The 14,220-nt window shown below is 66.4% G+C and carries 11 protein-coding genes; 5 read left to right on the forward strand and 6 right to left on the reverse strand.

Annotated elements, in window-relative coordinates:
• Position 1 precedes the first annotated feature (1 nt).
• A complete protein-coding gene (gene purS, locus WFK36_RS22570) occupies positions 2-241 on the reverse strand; it encodes a phosphoribosylformylglycinamidine synthase subunit PurS (protein WP_008378528.1) in 240 nt (79 codons plus the stop codon).
• Between the two features lie 83 nt (positions 242-324).
• The gene (locus tag WFK36_RS22575) at positions 325-810 is read right to left on the reverse strand and encodes a glutathione peroxidase (RefSeq protein WP_336794478.1); all 486 of its coding nucleotides are present in this window, start codon (positions 808-810) and stop codon (positions 325-327) included.
• An 80-nt stretch (positions 811-890) separates the two neighbouring features.
• Here WFK36_RS22575 and WFK36_RS22580 point away from each other — a divergent pair, with 80 nt between their 5' ends.
• The 4 genes from WFK36_RS22580 (at position 891) to WFK36_RS22595 (ending at position 6,954) form a co-directional block, all read left to right on the forward strand.
• On the forward strand, positions 891-1,364 hold the full coding sequence (locus tag WFK36_RS22580; RefSeq protein WP_336794480.1) for a MarR family winged helix-turn-helix transcriptional regulator: 474 nt from the start codon (positions 891-893) through the stop codon (positions 1,362-1,364).
• Positions 1,361-2,920 (forward strand): DHA2 family efflux MFS transporter permease subunit, encoded by a 1,560-nt coding sequence (locus WFK36_RS22585; RefSeq protein WP_336794481.1) that lies wholly within the window; start codon positions 1,361-1,363, stop codon positions 2,918-2,920. Before WFK36_RS22580 ends, WFK36_RS22585 begins: the two co-directional genes overlap by 4 nt.
• Before the next feature lie 151 nt (positions 2,921-3,071).
• The gene (locus tag WFK36_RS22590; RefSeq protein ID WP_336794483.1) at positions 3,072-4,448 is read left to right on the forward strand and encodes a 3' terminal RNA ribose 2'-O-methyltransferase Hen1; all 1,377 of its coding nucleotides are present in this window, start codon (positions 3,072-3,074) and stop codon (positions 4,446-4,448) included.
• The gene (locus WFK36_RS22595) at positions 4,441-6,954 is read left to right on the forward strand and encodes a polynucleotide kinase-phosphatase (RefSeq protein ID WP_336794484.1); all 2,514 of its coding nucleotides are present in this window, start codon (positions 4,441-4,443) and stop codon (positions 6,952-6,954) included. Before WFK36_RS22590 ends, WFK36_RS22595 begins: the two co-directional genes overlap by 8 nt.
• A gap of 61 nt (positions 6,955-7,015) precedes the next feature.
• On the opposite strand, the gene WFK36_RS22600 is transcribed toward WFK36_RS22595, so the two are convergent.
• Genes WFK36_RS22600 through WFK36_RS22615 form a run of 4 tightly spaced genes read right to left on the reverse strand, consistent with a single transcriptional unit; the run spans position 7,016 to position 11,764 of the window.
• A complete protein-coding gene (locus WFK36_RS22600; protein ID WP_336794485.1) occupies positions 7,016-9,145 on the reverse strand; it encodes a S9 family peptidase in 2,130 nt (709 codons plus the stop codon).
• Positions 9,138-10,034 carry a phosphoribosylaminoimidazolesuccinocarboxamide synthase gene (locus WFK36_RS22605; protein WP_336794487.1) on the reverse strand — a complete coding sequence of 299 codons (897 nt, stop codon included), beginning with the start codon at positions 10,032-10,034 and terminating at the stop codon, positions 9,138-9,140. Before WFK36_RS22605 ends, WFK36_RS22600 begins: the two co-directional genes overlap by 8 nt.
• Positions 10,035-10,078: 44 nt before the next feature.
• Positions 10,079-11,506: an adenylosuccinate lyase gene (gene purB, locus WFK36_RS22610; protein WP_336794490.1), complete on the reverse strand. Its 1,428-nt coding sequence runs from the start codon at positions 11,504-11,506 to the stop codon at positions 10,079-10,081.
• A gap of 42 nt (positions 11,507-11,548) precedes the next feature.
• Complete coding sequence (locus WFK36_RS22615; RefSeq protein WP_008378507.1) at positions 11,549-11,764, reverse strand: hypothetical protein; 216 nt, start codon at positions 11,762-11,764, stop codon at positions 11,549-11,551.
• Between the two features lie 39 nt (positions 11,765-11,803).
• Here WFK36_RS22615 and WFK36_RS22620 point away from each other — a divergent pair, with 39 nt between their 5' ends.
• Positions 11,804-14,158: a LuxR C-terminal-related transcriptional regulator gene (locus WFK36_RS22620; RefSeq protein ID WP_336794491.1), complete on the forward strand. Its 2,355-nt coding sequence runs from the start codon at positions 11,804-11,806 to the stop codon at positions 14,156-14,158.
• Positions 14,159-14,220 lie beyond the last annotated feature (62 nt).

Here is a 14,220-nt window from a genome sequence, read left to right on the forward strand (position 1 = left end):
CTCACTCCGCCACGCGCGACACGTTGAAGTTCTCGATGACCGTGTTGGTCAGGAGCTCTTCCGCGATGCGCTCGAGCGCAGCGTCGTCGACGGTGCCGTCGACTTCGAGTTCGAACCGCTTGCCCTGCCGGACGTCGGCGATTCCAGAGAATCCGAGACGGCCCAGAGCACCGACGATGGCCTGTCCCTGCGGATCCAGAATCTCGGCCTTGGGCATCACATCGACAACTACACGCGCCATCGCGGCATCGCTCCTTCTGTGGTGAAGTCCTTCGGACGTATCCTACCTGCCGTGACGGCGGCGTCGTGCCACCGGTTGAGCCGCTACAGCGCGGCTTCGATCGCGGCGATCACCTCGGGTGCGTCGGGTTCGGTGCGGGGTCGGAAACGCGCGATCACGCCACCGTCGGATCCGACGAGGAACTTCTCGAAGTTCCACTGGATGTCGCCCGCCTCGCCGTCTGCGTCGGCCGTCTGGGTGAGCACGTCGTAGAGAGGATGACGATCGTCGCCGTTCACGTCGGCCTTCTCGAGCAGCGGAAAACTGACTCCGTACGTGGTGGAGCAGAATGTCGCGATCTCGTCGGCAGTACCGGGTTCCTGGCCCATGAACTGGTTGCACGGCATGCCGACGACGGTCAGGCCGCGTGGACCGTACGTCTCCTGCAGCTTCTCCAGGCCTGCGTACTGCGGGGTGAGGCCGCACTTGGAGGCGACGTTGACCACGAGGAGCGGCCCTTTGAAGGAGGAGAGGTCGAGGGCTGACCCGTCGAGGGCGGCAACGGGCACGGTTTTCACAGAGTGACTCATGTCGCTCAGCGTAGTGGTCGGTGAGCAACCTCACCACTAATTGTGTTGCAGCAATAGTTGCGTGGACGTAACTTAATTCAGTGCCTTCAATCGAACGAGTCGACGAATCCGTCCGCAGCACCTCCGCGGTGCTCCGGAGGTTTCTGGAGCACCTCGCCGAGATGCACGGACGGTGCACCGCGGACACCATCGCGACCACGGAGCTCACGCTCTCGCAGGTCAGGATGCTGCTCGTACTCCGCCAGAAGTGCGAAGCGATCTCAGTGAACTGCCTCGCCGACGAGGTGGGCCTGTCGCTCGCCGCGGCCGGGCGAGGCGTCGACCGACTGGTCGGCATCGAACTCGTCGATCGCCGCGAGGACGCCACTGACCGCAGGGTCAAGCGCCTCTCGCTGACCGACAAGGGCACCGAACTTCTCGACAAGCAGTTCGCACTCAAGGACGACGACCTGAAAGACATGGTCACGCGCCTGCCAACCGAAGTCCGGGCCCGTCTGCACGACGCCCTGTCCGACGCTCTGATCCATCTCTCACCAGAGAAAGTGACCTCATGACCTCACCTGCTTCGGCGTCCGCGCCGGACAAGCTCGGCCGCGACGTCTTCGTCGTCGCCGGCGTCATCGTGCTCGGCGCGATCATGTCGATTCTCGACGTGACCGTCGTCTCGGTCGCGCAGCCCACGTTCATCACCGAGTTCGGCACCACGTCGGCAGGCGCCGCGTGGTCGATGACCGGCTACACGCTGGCACTCGCCGCCGTCATCCCCACTGCCAGCTGGGCCGCGTCCCGCTTCGGCACCAAGCGCGTCTACATGGCGTCGCTCGTCCTGTTCCTCATCGGATCGATTCTCTGTGCGCTCGCCTGGAACATCGGCTCGCTCGTCGCGTTCCGCGTGATCCAGGGCTTCGGCGGCGGTCTGCTCATGCCCATCGGCATGATGATCATGACTCGCGCCGCAGGTCCGGAGCGTGTCGGCTCGGTCATGGCCGTGCTCGGCATCCCGATGCTGCTCGGCCCGATCATGGGCCCGATCCTCGGCGGCTGGCTCATCGAGATCGCGTCGTGGCACTGGGTGTTCCTGATCAACATCCCGATCGGCATCATCGCCCTCGTCTACGCATGGTTCGCGCTTCCGGCCAACGACCAGGAGCCGGGTAAGAAGATCGACGTCCCGGGCCTGCTCATGCTGTCGCCGGGTCTGGCACTGTTCCTGTTCGGCGTCTCGTCGAGCGCCGAGGAGCGCACGTTCAACGCACCGCGCGTCTACATCCCGATGATCATCGGCGCGATCCTGATCGCACTGTTCATCCGGCACGCGTTCCGCACGACCAACCCGCTGCTCGATCTCCGGCTCTTCCGGAACCCGACACTGCGGATCTCCGTCATCACGATGTCACTGTTCGCGGTCGCCTTCTTCGGCGCATCGCTGCTGTACCCGCAGTACTTCATCATCGTGCGCGGCGAGTCGACCCTGATGGCCGGACTGCTGCTCGCTCCCCAGGGTCTCGGCGCGATGCTGACCATGCCGATCGCGGGCAAGATGACCGACAAGATCGGTCCCGGCAAGTTTGTTCTCGGCGGCCTCGTCCTGATCGGCATCGGCGTCGCCGCGTTCATCACGCTCGGCACCGACACGTCGTACTGGTTCCTGTGCGCGGCCCTGTTCGTCCAGGGTCTCGGCATGGGCATGACGATGATGCCGATCATGTCGTCCGCGCTGGCAACTCTGCGCGGTGCCGAGATCGCCGACGGCTCGACGCTGATGAACGCCGTCCAGCAGACCGCTTCGTCGATCGGCACCGGCGTCATCACCGTCATCTTCACCACCATGCTGATGCCGCTGTCGCAGGCGGTCATGCAGGCCGGCGGCGACCAGGCGAAGGTCGGCGAGGCGATGGTCGCGAACGGCGTCGACGTCAAGGATCCGGCAGCAGTCGCCGACGCAGGCGGCAGCGTCATCTCGGACATCGCCTCTACCTATGGCGACACGTTCATCGTGGCCACGGTGCTCGTCGCTCTGACGCTGATCCCGGCGTTCTTCCTCCCCCGCCGCAAGCTGGTGGCAGAGGGCTCGGACACCGAGCAGAAGGTCCCCGTCGCGATGCACTGATCGCACCGGACTTTCAAACTTCGGCACTCTCCGCCGCGCTGTGCGCGGCAGGGAGTGCCGAAGTCGTTTCGGCGGAATGTTGTTGCCCGAGAGTTGCAGCCGGGATAGACATGAGTGTCCGTATCCGCACTATTCAGGGGAATGTTCTCCGGTGATCCTGACCATCTCGACGACACACCAGCCTGCCACCGACCTCGGGTTCCTCCTGCACAAGCATCCGGATCGGGTTCAGCGGTTCTCGGAATCGTTCGGTTCGGCGACTGTCTTCTACCCGGATGCCGATGAAGATCGCTGCACGGTGGCCTTGATGCTGGACGTCGATCCCATCGCGCTGGCCCGTTCACGCGGTCGGCGATCACCTGATTTCGCTCTTGCGCAGTACGTGAACGACCGACCGTACGCCGCGACGTCGCTCCTCGCGGTCGCGCTCGGCCGTGTCTTCCGCACCGCCCGGACGGGTCGCTGCGATTCGCGGCAAGCACTCGCCGACTCCGTGATCCCGCTCGAGATCGCGGTCCCTGTACTCCCCTGCCGTGGAGGACCAGACTTCGCGCGGAAGATCTTCTCTCCCCTCGGGTGGGAGGTCGACGCCGACCCGATCGCTCTCGATCCCGCGTTTCCGGATTGGGGAGACTCGAAGTACATCCGCCTGCAGTTGAAGGGCGATGTCCGGCTCGCCGATGCGGTGAATCAGCTGTACGTGCTGCTGCCCGCGTTCGACTCGTCGAAGCACTACTGGCAGGACTCGACCGAGGTCGACAAACTCCTGAGCGCCGGAGGCGATTGGCTCGCATCCCACCCTGCGCGCGACACGATCGTCTCCCGGTATCTGGCCCGCACCGGCGGACTCACCGGCATCGCACGCGCGCGCCTCGCCGAGCTCGACGGCGCCCCAGACGAGCCCGCGGACGATCTTCCCGTGGCTCCGCGCTCGGTTCCGCTCAACATGCGGCGGCACGAAGCGGTGCTCGCGGAGATCGATCGCCTCCGGCCCGACTCCGTGATCGACCTCGGTTGCGGGTCCGGGCGGCTCCTGTCGAAGATTCTGCGAACGAACGTCTCGCGTGTCGCCGGCTGTGATGTGTCCACACGCGAGCTCGCCCGAGCGGCCGAGCACCTGCACGTGGAGAACATGACCGAACGCCAGTCCGCGCGCCTGAACCTCTTCCAGGCCGCGCTGACCTACGTCGACGAGAGGTTCGCCGGGTACGACGTCGCCGTCCTCATGGAGGTGATCGAGCATCTCGACATCCCCCGACTCGGCGCTCTCGAACATGTCGTCTTCGGCGTCGCCCGGCCCGGTGCGGTCCTCGTGACCACCCCCAATGTCGAGTACAACGCCCGCTACGAAGATCTTGTCGGCGCCCGCCATCCGGATCACCGGTTCGAGTGGTCGCGCGCGGAGTTCTCGGCGTGGGCCGACCGCGTCGCGGCCGACAACGGCTACCGGGTCGACTACCGCGGGATCGGCGACACCGACCCCGCTCTTGGATCCCCTACTCAGATGGCGGTGTTCACTCGTGACTGACGTTTCCGACCCGACCGTGATCGGTGTGCCGATCGCGGGTCTTGTGCTGCTCGTCGGCACGTCAGGATCCGGCAAGAGCACGTTCGCCGCCCGGCACTTCCTCCCCACCGAGGTCGTGTCGAGCGACGTCTGCCGAGGCCTGGTCTCCGACGACGAGAACGATCTGGCCGCGACGGCCGACGCATTCGATCTGCTGCATCACCTCGTCGGCATCCGGCTCCGCCGCGGTCTGCTCACCGTCGTCGACGCGACCAACACCCAGCCCAAGTCACGGGCGTCGTTGATCCGCCTCGCACGCGACCACGACGTCCTGGTGGACGCGGTGGTCCTCGACGTTCCGGAGTCTGTCGCGGTGGCCCGCAACGATGCACGGTCCGACCGTGATTTCGGCGCACATGTGATCCGACGCCAGAGGGCCGACCTCAAGCGATCGCTGTCCAAGATGCGGAAGGAGGGATTCCGTAGAGTCCACCAGTTGCGCGGGGTCGAGGAGATCGACAACGTGAGCATCCGGCGTGACCGCCCGTGGAACGACCGATCGGACCTGACAGGTCCGTTCGACGTGATCGGAGACGTCCACGGGTGTGCTTCTGAGCTCGTGTCGCTGCTCACGACTCTCGGCTGGGTTGTCGAGCACACCGACGGCATCGCTGTCGGCGCTCACCACCCGGAAGGCCGTACGGCGGTCTTCGTGGGCGATCTCGTCGACCGTGGCCCCGACACTCCGGGTGTGCTTCGACTCGTCATGGCGATGGTCGACGCGGGGGCCGCACTGTGCGTCGCGGGCAATCACGACGACAAGCTCGCTCGTGCGCTTCGCGGACGAAAGGTGACGGTCTCGCACGGCCTCGCCGAGTCTCTTACACAGCTGGACGCCGAGACCGACGGCTTCCGCACGACGTGCGCCGAATTCCTCGACGGACTGATCAGCCACTTCGTTCTCGACGGCGGCCGTCTTGTCGTCGCTCACGCGGGACTGAAGGAGGCCTACCACGGGCGGTCGTCCCGACGGGTACGCGCTTTTGCACTGTACGGCGACACGTCTGGCGAGACGGACGAGTTCGGCCTTCCGGTTCGCTACCCGTGGGCCGACGAGTACCGCGGCTCGGCCACCGTCGTCTACGGGCACACGCCCACCCCAGCTCCGGAGTGGGTCAACAACACGATCTGCATCGACACCGGCGCAGTGTTCGGCGGTTCACTGACCGCGCTGCGCTACCCGGAGCGGGATCTGGTGTCCGTCTCTGCCGACCGCGAGTGGTATCCGCCGTCGCGGCCGCCGGCACCGGTGGAGCCTCGTCGGGATCCCGCGGTGCTTCGTATCGACGACGTCGCGGGTACCCGTTGGGTCGAGAGCCCGCGCGTGGGCAAGATCAAGATCCCGCAGGAGAACGCCGCTGCGGCGTTGGAGGTGATGAGCCGCTTCGCTGTGGACCCCAGGTGGCTGGTGTATCTACCGCCGACGATGTCACCCGCCGCCACGTCGACGATCGACGGCTTCCTCGAGCATCCACAGCAGGCGTTCGACGACTACCTCGGGTGGGGTGTGCAGCGCGTGGTCTGCGAGGAGAAGCACATGGGTTCGCGCGGCATCGCAGTGATAGCTCGAGATCCCGCGGTGGCGGCCCGACGTTTCGGGGTCACCGACGGCAGCTCCGGCGCCGTGTACACGCGGACGGGTCGTTCGTTCTTCGATGACACCTCGGCGCTGGTCGACGAGCTGCGTGATGCTGTCGCGCCGCTGTTCAGTTCGCTGGAGTCCGACTGGTTGGTCCTCGACTGCGAGGTGCTTCCGTGGTCGGCGAAGGCTCTCGGGTTGATCACGTCGCAGTACGCGTCGGTGGGAGCTGCGGCGATCAACGCGCTGCCCGCTGTCGGTGATCTGCTCGGTCGAGCGGCCGCTCGAGGGCTCGACGTCGCGGAACCGACCGAACGGGTCTCGACACGTCTCGACAACGCGCGAGCTTTTCGTGACGCCTACGCCGCCTACTGCGAGTCCGGTGAGCAGACGATCCGCGTCGCTCCCTTCCAGATCCTCGCCGCCGACGGCCGCCTGCTCGCCGAGACTCAGTCACACGAGTGGCACATGGCCGAGCTGGGACGCCTCGATCATCCGTTGATCGTGCCGACGCGCCACCGGGCCGTCGACCTCACGTCGGAATCCGACCGTGAGGAGGCCGTGCGGTGGTGGACGGAGCTGACGAGCGCCGGAGGCGAGGGCATGGTGGTCAAACCCGCCGATCTCGTGTCGCCGAGGATGCAGCCGGGACTGAAGGTCCGTGGTCGGGAGTATCTGCGCATCATCTACGGCCCGGACTACACCGATTCGCTCGACGTGCTGCGATCGCGTGGGCTGGGCCGGAAGCGCTCACTGGCGACCCGCGAGCACGGACTCGGGTTGGACGCGTTGAGCGCGTTCGTCGACGGACGTCCCCTGTGGGAGGTCCATCAGAACGTGTTCGGTGTCCTCGCCTTGGAGTCTGAGCCGGTCGATCCACGGCTGTGACGAACGTCGGCACTCTCTGCCGCGCTATGCGCGGCGGAGAGTGCCGACGTTGTTTGAGAGGTCAGACTGCGCCGGAGGCCCGCAGGATCCAGGAGTGCTCGAAGGCGATCTCCGCCCACTGCTTGTACCGCCCGGTCACACCGCCGTGGCCTGCGGACATCTCGGTCTTGAGCAGAATCGGGCGGTCGGAGGTGGTCGCGGCCTGAAGCGCGGCGACCCATTTCGCGGCCTCGGTGTAGAGCACGCGGGTGTCGTTGAACGACGCGAGCGCCAGGACCGCGGGATAGGCGCGGGGCGCCACGTTCTCGTACGGCGAGTACTGCTTCATGTAGGCGTACACGTCGGGGTCGTGGAACGGATCGCCCCACTCGTCCCACTCGGTGACCGTCAACGGAAGCTCCGGGTCGAGCATCGACGTCAGGGCGTCGACGAACGGCACAGCGGCGAGCACACCGGCGAACAACTCCGGCGCCATGTTCATCACCGCGCCCATGAGCAGTCCGCCCGCCGATCCGCCGTCGGCGACGAGACGCTCCGGCGAGGTACGTCCCGAGTCGATCAGGTGCCGCGCGACGGCGATGTAGTCGGTGAAGGTGTTCTGCTTGTGTTGCAGCTTCCCGTTCTCGTACCACTTCCGGCCCAGCTCACCACCGCCCCGGACGTGCGCATACGCGAGGACGACACCGCGGTCCAGCAGCGACAGCCGCGGAATGGAGAAGCCCGGATCCATCGACATCTCGTAGGCGCCGTACCCGACGAGCAGCACCGGCGCGGGTCCGTCGGCGAGGTCGCGGCGTCGGACCAACGACACCGGGACCCGGGTCCCGTCGTCGGCGATCGCCCAGTCACGCGTAGCGACGTACTCGGACGGGTCGTAGTCGCCGAGCACGGTCTGCCTGCGCAGAAGTGTCCGTTCACCGGTCGCGACGTTCAGGTCGAGGGCCTCGACGGGGTCGACGAAGCTCGAGTACACAAGACGCAGGCGCGGGGTGGTCCACTCCGGATTCGATCCGAGGGCGGGCGCGGACAGCTCCTGGTCGAAGACGATCTCGTGGAAGTCGTCAACGGTCGGGATGCCGTCCACGGCACGCAGATCGGCGACGGCCAGGCGAGGGACGGCACCGGACCGGTACGACAGCACGAGGTAGTCGCGGAAGCACTCCACGTCTTCGATGCGGCGGGACTGATCGTGCGGGACCAGGGTCCGACGAGCCGCGATGTCGTCGACGGGAGCGATGTCGACGGCATATTCGATCGACCTGCCGCCGTCGCCGTCATCACCGTTGTGGACGATCACGAAGTAGTCGTCGCCGTCGATGACGGCGTGATCGACGCTGTACTCCACACCCGGCGTGCGCCCGGCGACGCTGACGAACTCACCTGTCGGGTCGTCCGCGGAGAGGACGTACACCTCCGACGTGACCTTCGAGTCCGCACCGATCATCAGGTAGGCGTCGCTGGCGGTGGCGCCGACACCGACCCAGAAATGCTCGTCGGTCTCGTGGAATACGAGGACGTCATCCGTGCCTGCCCCGACTTCGTGGCGCCACACCTTGTCGGGGCGCCACGACTCGTCGACCGTCAGGTAGAAGAGGAAGCGGCCGTCTTTTGACCACGTCGCACTTCCCGCGGTGCCTGCGACGGCACCGGGCAGGTCCTCACCGGTGTCCAGATCGCGGACTCGCAGGGTGTACCGCTCGTCGCCCTCGAGGTCGACGCTGTACGCGAGACGCCGACCGTCGTGGCTCACCGCGACCGCGCCCGCACTGAAGAACTCGTGACCCTGGGCCTCTGCGTCCATGTCGAAGTACACCTGCTCACCGGGGAGCGGCTTATCGGCCGACACCTCGGGCGGCGTCCAATCGTCGTCGCCGGAGATAGGGCATCGACAGAATCGCGGGTACGCGTGGCCCTCGGTGGTCCGAGCGAAGTACCAGTAGCCCTCGCTCCGAGTGGCCAGACCCATGTCTGTTTCCTTGGTGCGGGCCTTGATCTCGCCGAAGATCGACTCCCGAAGCTCCGCCAGGTCGGCGGTCTGGGCGTCGACAAACGCGTTCTGCCCGTCGAGGTACGAGATCACCTCCGCGTCGGACTTGTCGCCCAGCCAGGCGTATTCGTCGACGAACACGTCGCCGTGATGAACACGTTCGCTGTGAACTCGCTTGGCGACGGGAGGAGTGAGCTCAGACATCCACGCGGTCCGGCCAGTCGGCGAAGGAGAGCGACGAGATGCGTTCGTAGGCCTCGATGTAGCGGGCACGGGTGCGCTCGACGATGTCGGATGGCAGGGCCGGAGGCTCGTCGCCCGATGCCTTGTCCCAGCCGGAGTCGGGACCGGTGAGCCAGTTCCGCACGATCTGCTTGTCGAAGCTCGGCTGGACGCGTCCCGGCGCGTAGCCGTCGGCATCCCAGTAGCGCGACGAGTCGGGGGTGAGCACTTCGTCGGCGAGCACCAGCGATCCGTTCTCAGCCCGCCCGAACTCGAACTTGGTGTCGGCCAAGATGATTCCGCGTTCAGCGGCCAGTTCGGAGCCTCGGCGGTAGATGTCGAGGGTGGTGTCGCGAAGCAGTTCGGCGAGTTCGCGCCCGACGGTCTCCGCGACCTGGTCGATCGACACGTTCTCGTCGTGGTCACCGAGGTCCGCTTTGGTGGCCGGGGTGAAAATCGGCTCGGGGAGCTTGTCGGCCTCACCCAGACCGGCGGGCAGTTCCACCCCGCACACGGAGCCGGTCGCGGTGTAGTCGACGAGGCCGGATCCAGTGAGGTATCCGCGGGCTACGCACTCGACCGGCACCATCGGCAGCTTCTTCACGACCATGGACCGTCCGACCAACTCCGCGGGGATCCGCTCGTCGGTCGGCCCGCCCGACAGATGGTTCGGGACGGCCAGTGCGTCGAACCAGAAGAAGCTGGCGGCCGTCAGGATCCGCCCCTTGTCCGGGATCGGCGTCGACAAGATGTAGTCGTAGGCCGAGATCCGGTCGGAGGTGACCAACAGCAGCGTCTGCTCGTCGATCTCGTAGATGTCGCGGACCTTGCCGGACGCGACGTGACGGTAGTCGGAGAGTGCGGGACGCATGTGAGTTGCTGAGACCTTCGAGTCAGGGCGGATGGGTCGGGGAACTACAGGATCGGGGCCGGCGCGTAGGCGACAGCGTCCGGGTAGGCGTCGAACCACGCCTGCGCGGCGGCGACGACACCCGCGACCTGGGCGTCGGCGGCACCGGTGAATGCGGACTTGTCCGCGATCAGTTCGTCGAGCTGTGCGCGATCGAGCGGGATGCGGTCGTCGGCGGCGAGGCGATCCAGGAGATCGGGCTCGCGGCCCTCCTCGCGCATCGCGAGGGCGACGGCCACCGCGTGCTCCTTGATCGCCTCGTGGGCCGTCTCGCGCCCGACACCCGCGCGAACCGACGCCATCAGCACCTTGGTCGTGGCGAGGAACGGCAGGTATCGGTCCAGTTCGTTGGCGATCACGGCCGGGTAGGCGCCGAACTCGGCGAGCACCGTCAGGAACGTCTCCATGAGGCCGTCGATGGCGAAGAACGCATCGGGCAGCGCCACGCGGCGCACGACCGAGCAGAACACGTCTCCCTCGTTCCACTGCGCGCCCGCGAGTTCACCGGTCATCGACGCGTAGCCGCGGAGGATCACGGCGAGTCCGTTGACTCGCTCGCAGCTGCGCGTGTTCATCTTGTGCGGCATCGCCGAGCTGCCGACCTGACCGGGCTGGAAGCCCTCGGTGACGAGCTCGTGACCCGCCATGAGGCGGATCGTGGTGGCGAGCGACGACGGTCCGGCGGCGACCTGGACCAGGCCCGACACGACGTCGAAGTCGAGCGACCGCGGGTACACCTGACCGACGGAGGTCAGTGCATTGGCGAAGCCGAGGTGTGCGGCGACCTTGCCTTCGAGCTCGTCGAGCTTGGCGGCGTCGCCGTCGAGCAGGTCGAGCATGTCCTGGCTGGTGCCCATCGGGCCCTTGATGCCGCGCAGCGGGTATCGGTTGATCAACTCGTCGATGCGGGTCAGCGCGATCATCAGCTCGTCGGCGGCCGACGCGAATCGCTTGCCGAGCGTGGTCGACTGCGCCGCGACGTTGTGGCTGCGGCCCGCCATGACGACGCTCGCGTACTGGGCGGCGCGCTCGGTGATGCGTGCGAGGACCGCGACGCCGCCTGCGCGGACGTGCTGCAGCGACAGCAGCACCTGAAGCTGCTCGACGTTCTCCGTGAGGTCGCGGCTCGTCATGCCCTTGTGAATGTGCTCGTGGCCTGCGAGGGCGTTGAACTCCTCGATACGCGCCTTGACGTCGTGTCGAGTGACCCGCTCGCGGTCGGCGATCGAGTCGAGGTCGATCTGGTCGACCACTCGCTCGTAATCGGCGATCGCATCGGCCGGGACGTCGATCCCCAGGTCGCGCTGCGCCTTCATCACGGCGATCCAGAGCTGACGCTCCAGGACGATCTTGTGCTGCGGCGACCAGATGCCGGCGAGATCGGCGGACGCGTAGCGGTTGGCGAGGACGTTGCTGATAGCCGGTTTACCCACGTCGGACAGTCTACGGCGGCCGTGGCCGACGACGAAAACTCGTCAAATGGTGAACAGGGTGAACGCAGTCCCATCTCGCCGGTTGCGCACTCGGACACCGACCACCGCGAGGACCGCGACAATTCCCGACACCACAGCAACGAGGGAGGCTGCGAGCGTGGAGACGTTGGGCGACGACGCGAGTGCCAGTCCGGTGGCGGTCAAACAGGTCAGCGTGGCGGCGGACGCAAGCAGCATGAGAAGACGAATTGCGATCATGGCGAGAGCCTCTCGCCTCGGCGAGGAGATCACCTGAGTATGAAATACTCAGACATGGCCAACGAGCGGAAAGTCCAAGGCCAACAGGTGGCGGCAGGGTACGTCACGAGACCTCGGCTCGATCTGATCGACTCTGAACACAACCGCATCCATCTGCGCCCCACAGTCCGCAGAGCACTGACAGCCCTCCTCCGTGCCCCTGACGGACTGACCACCGACGCACTGCTAGGTGCGACGTGGCCGCATGAGATGCCTGCACACCCGCGCCGGGCGTTGGAGACGACGTTGTCTCGACTACGCGCCGTCCTCCCGCCCGCATGCCTCCACCGTGACGACGACCGGTACCGGCTCGTGGGGCTGCCTGGCCCCGGCCATGTACCTGCTCCATTCATCGGTCGTGACCCGGATCTGCATCTGATTCGGCGCCTTCTCCGCACTCACGACGGTGTTCTCGTCACCGGTCCGGCAGGGATCGGACGCAGTCGCCTCATCGCTGAAGCAGCAGCCGCAGGCATTTTCGGCCACTCGTTGCGATCGGCCAATCACGATGTCGCGGAGATCGTCGATGCCCTCGTGTCGGCTCCGGTCGCCCCCTTTCGCGTCGTCCTGGTCGACGACGTCCACCTCTTCCCGTCCGCTGCACTCGACCGTCTGCGCGCCGTCGCCGACGTGTCGCCCACTCGTTTTGTCATGACTGTCCCCGACGGTGTGAAGATCCCGGGCAGCGTCCACGATGCACTGATCGACGGTTCGTGGACTCGCGTGGCACTCGGTGCGCTCGCAGACTCGGACGCTGACGCCCTCGCCGAAGCGGTCGGTCTCCGTTCTGCAGCGGGAGAAGGCAACCCCGGGCTCATCGTCGCGACAACCGATCGGCTCATCGACGTCGTCGAACGGCGACTGCCCGATGAGGCGTCGCGTGACGTCCTGGTTGCGATCTGTGCGACGGGAGCGCTCACCTGGAGCGAGATCGACCGTCTCGGTGCGACATCGACCGTTGACCATCTCGTGGTCGCGGATCTCGTCGACGTCGATGTCGTCGGTGTGCGTCCGACCTCGGAAGCGGTCGCTGCGTCCGTCCTGTCGGACGAGATCGCTCGTCGACGTGTTCTCGTCGACCTCGTGGCCGTGGCCGACACGTCAGCCAGACGTGCACGTTGGGCACTCGCCGCCGGAGCCGCCACGACGGCGGCCGATCACAGCGCCGCAGCGGCAGAACTCCTCGCTCAGGGGGATCCCGACGGAGCCGAAGTGCATGCGGCACTCGCGTTCTCCTCAGATCCGGGTCCTTCCACAGCCATCGGTTGGCTTCCGCCCCTTCTCATGGGGTCCGCACGCTCTGCGGCGATCGCACCAAAGGTGCGCCGGATCGTCGCTTCCCTCTCCGAGTCCGGCGTGATTCGAGACCTCCCAGCAGAGGCGTTTCTGGCGACTTTGGCGTTCATGAAGGACGGCGACGCCGACCGCGCCGTCCGCGAACTCGCCTCGGCTCCGGAGCACGAGTTGGTGGTCGTTGCCCGTTGCCTCCTCGGCACGTACACCGGGACGCCGAACACTGCCGAACCGCTCCAACTCGCGGAGAACGGATCCGGCCATTTCACCAGGCAGTCCGCTTGGGCGGCGTGGTTTCTCGCCGCATCGCTGACCGAATCCCCTGATCTTGACGCGGCGCTCGACCGTGTGGACTGTGCGTCCGGAGAGATCGTGCCCGCGCTGTTCGCTGCGATGCGGGCGCGCGGAGCAATCCTGCGTCGGGACTGGGCGTCGGCCCACGCACACCTCGACTCATCAGCCGAGCAGACGTCGCCGTCGGATCTTCGGATGCGAGCACTTTTGCACACGTATCGCTCGGAGATCGCGTGGTACTCCTCGGACGCGGCCCAGGCGATTCCTTCGGCGCGGCGAGCGGCCGACCTGCTGCAACGCAGCGGTCACCTCAGTGACCAACGGGTCGCGCTCCAATGGTTGGCACTGGCCTTGGCGTCCGCGGGCCGCTTCACGGACGCCCGCACCGCACTCGACGAAGCAGCCGGACTGCCACGCGCAGCCGTGATCGGCGACCATCTCGCAGTCCTCGCCGAAGCGGCGACCGCCGCGGCCACGTCCACTGCTGAGTATCTTCGACTAGTCGCTGACGCCCGTGCGATCGCGAGTTCTCACGGCGTATTCGCGGAAACGGTGGTCGGCGGGCTGGTCAGACATGTCCGGCCTAGAGCCGTCGATTCGTTGACAGCACGCGAACTCGAAATCGGACGTCTTGTGGCACGCAGGTTGACAAGCAGAGAGATCGCCGACCGTCTGAACCTGTCGCGTCGCACAGTCGAGAATCACACGGCCAACGCGTACCGGAAGCTCGGCATCAACTCTCGGCGCGATCTTCCGAACGAACTCTGACGAGTAGACTGGCCACATGTGTTTTCCGGTCACCTGTAACCGTTGCGGCAAGATCACCTGGG

Source organism: Gordonia malaquae (assembly GCF_037148075.1).
In the GTDB taxonomy this organism is placed as follows: Bacteria; Actinomycetota; Actinomycetes; order Mycobacteriales; family Mycobacteriaceae; genus Gordonia; species Gordonia malaquae.

Excerpts from the sequence above, each read along its gene's own strand:
- WFK36_RS22620 (WP_336794491.1), top strand. The coding sequence starts at position 11,804 with ATGAAATACTCAGACATGGCCAACGAGCGGAAAGTCCAAGGCCAACAG.
- WFK36_RS22605 (WP_336794487.1), bottom strand. The coding sequence starts at position 10,034 with ATGCGTCCCGCACTCTCCGACTACCGTCACGTCGCGTCCGGCAAGGTC.
- WFK36_RS22600 (WP_336794485.1), bottom strand. The coding sequence starts at position 9,145 with ATGTCTGAGCTCACTCCTCCCGTCGCCAAGCGAGTTCACAGCGAACGT.
- purS (WP_008378528.1), bottom strand. The coding sequence starts at position 241 with ATGGCGCGTGTAGTTGTCGATGTGATGCCCAAGGCCGAGATTCTGGAT.
- WFK36_RS22575 (WP_336794478.1), bottom strand. The coding sequence starts at position 810 with ATGAGTCACTCTGTGAAAACCGTGCCCGTTGCCGCCCTCGACGGGTCA.
- WFK36_RS22585 (WP_336794481.1), top strand. The coding sequence starts at position 1,361 with ATGACCTCACCTGCTTCGGCGTCCGCGCCGGACAAGCTCGGCCGCGAC.
- WFK36_RS22615 (WP_008378507.1), bottom strand. The coding sequence starts at position 11,764 with ATGATCGCAATTCGTCTTCTCATGCTGCTTGCGTCCGCCGCCACGCTG.